Annotated in this window: 6 protein-coding genes; 4 read left to right on the top strand and 2 right to left on the bottom strand. The window is 31.2% G+C overall.

Annotated elements, in window-relative coordinates:
- Positions 1 to 129: 129 nt before the first annotated feature.
- Positions 130 to 1,122, top strand: a complete 993-nt coding sequence (ilvC, locus tag ACKI3Q_RS07265; protein ID WP_407415709.1) for a ketol-acid reductoisomerase — start codon at positions 130 to 132, stop codon at positions 1,120 to 1,122.
- 57 nt (positions 1,123 to 1,179) lie between these two features.
- Complete coding sequence (locus ACKI3Q_RS07260) at positions 1,180 to 2,187, top strand: methanogenesis marker 12 protein (RefSeq protein WP_407415707.1); 1,008 nt, start codon at positions 1,180 to 1,182, stop codon at positions 2,185 to 2,187.
- Positions 2,188 to 2,227: 40 nt separating this feature from the next.
- Here ACKI3Q_RS07260 and ACKI3Q_RS07255 read toward each other — a convergent pair whose 3' ends face one another.
- Entirely contained in the window at positions 2,228 to 2,425 is a 198-nt protein-coding gene (locus ACKI3Q_RS07255; RefSeq protein WP_296861835.1) for an LSM domain-containing protein, read from the bottom strand.
- Positions 2,426 to 2,500: 75 nt separating this feature from the next.
- On the opposite strand from ACKI3Q_RS07255, the gene ACKI3Q_RS07250 reads away from it, so the two are divergent.
- Positions 2,501 to 2,644: a hypothetical protein gene (locus ACKI3Q_RS07250; RefSeq protein ID WP_407415705.1), complete on the top strand. Its 144-nt coding sequence runs from the start codon at positions 2,501 to 2,503 to the stop codon at positions 2,642 to 2,644.
- Here the strand turns inward: ACKI3Q_RS07250 and surE are convergent.
- Positions 2,633 to 3,412 (bottom strand): 5'/3'-nucleotidase SurE, encoded by a 780-nt coding sequence (gene surE / locus ACKI3Q_RS07245; protein ID WP_407415703.1) that lies wholly within the window; start codon positions 3,410 to 3,412, stop codon positions 2,633 to 2,635. The two genes, ACKI3Q_RS07250 and surE, sit on opposite strands and share 12 nt — an antisense overlap.
- A 109-nt stretch (positions 3,413 to 3,521) precedes the next feature.
- Between surE and ACKI3Q_RS07240 the strand changes: the two genes are divergently transcribed.
- Positions 3,522 to 4,421, top strand: coding sequence for a restriction endonuclease (locus ACKI3Q_RS07240; RefSeq protein ID WP_407415701.1), 900 nt, complete (start codon positions 3,522 to 3,524; stop codon positions 4,419 to 4,421).
- Positions 4,422 to 4,556 lie beyond the last annotated feature (135 nt).

Raw genomic sequence — 4,556 nt, 5'->3', positions numbered from 1 at the left:
AAATTAAGCATTATCATCACAATAAATCTAATCTTTTTTTACAGATACTAGTTACTTATTTAAATATTAAAAACTATATTATATAATGATAAATTTTATCGAATTATTATATGTAGGAGACGATATAAGATGAAAATGTATTATGATGCAGATGTAAGTACAGATGCACTTGAAGGAAAAACCATCGCTGTAATCGGTTATGGTTCTCAAGGTAGAGCGCAATCTAGAAACATGGCTGACAGTGGAGCTAACGTAATTGTTGGTGTTCGTGAAAATGGTAGTTCTTGGAATTTAGTACAAGAAGATGGAATGACTGTTAAAACTATTGAAGATGCAGCTAAAGAAGCTGATATTATTCACATCTTGCTTCCTGATGAAATCCAAGAAAAAGTATACAATGAACAGATTGCTCCATATGTTGAAAGTGGAAACACCATTTCCTTTTCACACGGATACAACATTCACTTTGGATTAATTGACCCTGCTGAAGATGTTAATATTGTTATGTTTGCTCCAAAAGGACCTGGATCAATGGTAAGAAGAACTTACGAAGAAGGTTTCGGTATTCCTGGTTTAGTAGCAGTTGAAAGAGATGCTACTGGTGATGCATTGCAATTAGCATTAGGTATGGCAAAAGCTTGTGGTTTAACTAAAGCAGGTGTTTTAGAAACTACTTTCCAAGAAGAAACTGAAACTGACTTATTTGGTGAACAAACCGTTTTATGTGGTGGTATTACTGAATTAATTAATGCAGGATTCACTACTTTGGTTGAAGCTGGATACCAACCTGAAATCGCTTACTTCGAAACCTGTCACGAAGTAAAACTCATTGTTGATTTAATCTATGAAAAAGGTTTTGCTGGAATGTGGCATGATGTAAGTAACACTGCTGAATATGGTGGTTTAACCAGAGGAAGTAGAATCATTACTCAAGAAGCAAAAGACGGTATGAAACAAGTTTTAACTGAAATCCAAGATGGAACCTTCAAAAAACAATGGGCAGATGAAAATGCTACCAACGGTGCTAACTTAAAAGAAATGAGAGCTGCTGAAAGTCAAAAAGACATTGAAATTGTTGGTGAAAGATTAAGAAAAGCTTGTGGATTACAAAAAGATGATTAAATTCATCTTTTAACTTTTTTTTACTTTTTTTATTAATTATATCTATTGGGGATTTGTATGGTTTTCATTGGAATGGATCACGGTACCACTGGAATCTCTTTTTGTTTAATGGATGACGATGAAAATATATTGGATATTTTTAAAATTGATAGGGAAGATTCTAAAAGCGGTAAAGTATCAGCTGTTGAAGAATTGTCAAAAAGATGTGATTTGGATTCTGTTAAATTGATGGCAATTACTTATGCAATGGGTGATGGCATTAGCAAGATTTTACCAACTGATAAGGTCAAAGACAGAGGCATCTTATCAATTAACGGTGCAGGTAAAGTTACCGGCGGTGGAACCTCAGTATTTTCTGAGCTGGAAAATTCAAACATTCCAAGCATTATGATACCTGGTCTTCACAAGCATTCTACTTCATTAAACGATTTATTTAATGCAGCCTATTCTCATCAGGCTAGTCCTGAGAAGGTGAGTATTTCATATAATGCAATCAAGGAAACAAATTGGAAAAATTTTATCGTTGCAGATATATCATCAAATAGTGTTGACATATTAATTGAAGATTCTAAAATTAAAGGGGCAATTGACGCATGCCTTGGAGCAATGGGAATTGTTCATGGGCCTATTGATTTGGAGATGATACGTGACATTGATGAAGGAAAACGGACTGCCAATGAATGCTTTTCACATGCAGGTGCAATAAAAATTGCAGGCATTGATGGAAAAGTGGCCAATATGAAAGACCAGCTTCTTGAAAATTATAAAAACGGCGATGAAAAAGCTAAATTGGCTATTGACACATTAATAATGACTGTTGCAATGGAAATTGCAGGTTTGGATGTAGTTTGTGAAAATGAAATAGAAGGCATAATTCTTACAGGTTCCGTAGGTAGTGCAACAGAGCCATTCAACTTTCAGGACGAAATTAACAAATACTTCAAAAATAAATACGAATTGAAAGTAATTTCAAAAGAATCAGGAGCTATCGGTGCAGCTCAGATTGCCCGTGATGTTTATAACGGTAAAAAGAATATCCTAGGCATTGAAGTTGTTTTATCTTAAATTATCTTTTTTTATATATTTAAAAATTTAATTGGTGAGGTTATTCTTTTAAACTGACAAAAACTATATTTCCACCTTTTAAAGTTTCAATACCATTTTCGTTTTCTATAACAATATTTAAATAATTATCAATAGCTATTATTTTTCCTTCAGCTTGATTATTGTCTCTTAATTCTACAGTCACATTTTTATTTTTAAATTGGTTAAATAATCTGTTTACTTGGTCTTTGTCTGTCATATTTTTCAATCCCTTTTGATGTATATATTATTATATTTTTTAAATTTATATACTTTAATGTTTTAATATAATACTATGTCAATCAATCAATTAGAAAGCAATTTAGAAGCAATTACTAGAACAATCGCACAGCTTAAAAAAGACGGCTGTACTGATGAGAAACTATTAAATGAACTTTATGAAGAACGTGATAAGATTCTTAAGGATTTAAATCTTTAAAAAATCTTTTAATACTTTTAAATCTCCAGTCAAATCTATTTTTAAAGGGGTTATAGTAGTTTTTTGTGAAACTTTCAGTTCGTAACCGTCACTTCCTTTTTCATCAGAGGTATAAGGTTCCCCGCCTATCCAATAATAAGGTTGGCCTCTTGGATCCAGTCTTTTTTCCATCATTGGGACATACATTCTTTTTCCTAGTTTCACAACTTCAAATTCATCATCTACAGGATTTTCAGGAATATTGACATTTAATAAATCAATGCCCTCAGGCAATCCTTTTTTCAATACAATTTTTGCTAATTTGTTAAGCATTTTTTCTGCAAATCCAAAGTCAACATCCACTTCTCCCGTTTCAAATTTCACATGGTCTTTTGTCACTTCTAAAGAAATGGCTATTGTTGGTATTCCAAAACTGGCCGCTTCAATGGCAGCCCCTATGGTTCCAGAGGTAGTTAATTCTGCTTGACCTAAATTAAAACCCGTATTTATACCAGATATCATTAAATCCGGTTTTTCATCAAGTATTTGGAATAATCCTATTGTTACTGCATCAGTTGGTGTTCCAGTAACTCCATATGCAATAGTTTCATCCTTTAAAACTCTTTTATTAACTCTTAATGGTTCATATAATGTTAATGCATGACCGATTCCACTTTGTTGTCTCTCAGGAGCTATAACAATAGTTTCACATAAGTTTTCTACTGCTTTTTTGGCGGATAATATTCCTGATGCGGTTACTCCATCATCATTAGATATTAAGGCTTTCATAGTATTACTTATTATTTTTCAAAATATTAAAATTTTTAGATAATAATAAACTTTAATAATAATTTAATTTATAAATTAAATATAGATTGAAACATGTGCGGGTGGAATTTTGGAAAAACCACAATTGATTAATTTTATTGCTAAAGTATTGGAGGATTCCGGTTTTAAGGTTTATAAGAACTTTAAAACATCTCAAAGGGTTATTGATATTTATGCTGTACTTCCAACTACAATAGGAGATTTTGGAGTTGTTATGGCATGTAATAATTATGACAAAGAGTTTGAAGTAGGAATTGATTTATTGAAAGAAATGGAGGATGCAGCTGAAAGTTTAAAAGCTTCAAAAGTGGCTGTTGTGACTTCAGCATACTTTGATAATCAAGCTACTAATTATGCTTTAAGAAAAAATATCAAATTAGTTGATAGGGATAATTTAACTGAATTGGCTAAAAGATATCAAGATAACTCCCAGCAAACTACTTTAGATAGCAATGATTATTCTACCGGTGATGTTTCATATATTGAAGAGGATTATCCGGAATATACATATGATGCTTCCGATATGGAATATATAATGCGCAGAAGGGATCAGAATCCTATTGTTTATAAAAATACATTATATCCTCAAGTTGAAGAAAACAGTTCTTCCAACAGTTTATCTTCATTTTTAAAAAGGCGTAAACGTAGTAAGAATAATGGTTTGTATCCTACAGATTTATATAATTATAATCGTAAACCATCATGGTTTGACCGTTTACAGCCAATTTTAAGTAATCCTTTTGCTGTAATTGCATTGGTCGTAATCTTTTCATACTTATTATCATATTTATTCGGTAATGTTTTAAAATTGGATTATGGCATCAGCGGGTTAATTGAAATGATTGTGGCTTTGTTGTTATCTTACGGTTTGACTTTTCTATTTGTCGACAGATCAAGATTCTTCATTACTCGTGGAACCGTAATATTCTTTATTTCACTTATAATATTGATTATTTTAATATTTATCTAATTTTTTTCATTTTTTTCTTATTTTAGTTATTAATTATATATTTTTTTATAAATTTTATATTCGAAATATGTAAATAAGTACTCATATTAATATATGATGAATAATATAGTTTACATTATATCATTTGGGAAACAT

The organism is Methanobrevibacter sp. (assembly GCF_045636185.1).
GTDB lineage: Archaea > Methanobacteriota > Methanobacteria > Methanobacteriales > Methanobacteriaceae > Methanocatella.
Note: the sequence above shows the minus strand (reverse complement) of the source record. Positions and strands in the feature narration are given on the sequence as shown.

Excerpts from the sequence above, each read along its gene's own strand:
- ACKI3Q_RS07260 (WP_407415707.1), top strand. The coding sequence starts at position 1,180 with ATGGTTTTCATTGGAATGGATCACGGTACCACTGGAATCTCTTTTTGT.
- ACKI3Q_RS07250 (WP_407415705.1), top strand. The coding sequence starts at position 2,501 with ATGTCAATCAATCAATTAGAAAGCAATTTAGAAGCAATTACTAGAACA.
- surE (WP_407415703.1), bottom strand. The coding sequence starts at position 3,412 with ATGAAAGCCTTAATATCTAATGATGATGGAGTAACCGCATCAGGAATA.
- ilvC (WP_407415709.1), top strand. The coding sequence starts at position 130 with ATGAAAATGTATTATGATGCAGATGTAAGTACAGATGCACTTGAAGGA.
- ACKI3Q_RS07255 (WP_296861835.1), bottom strand. The coding sequence starts at position 2,425 with ATGACAGACAAAGACCAAGTAAACAGATTATTTAACCAATTTAAAAAT.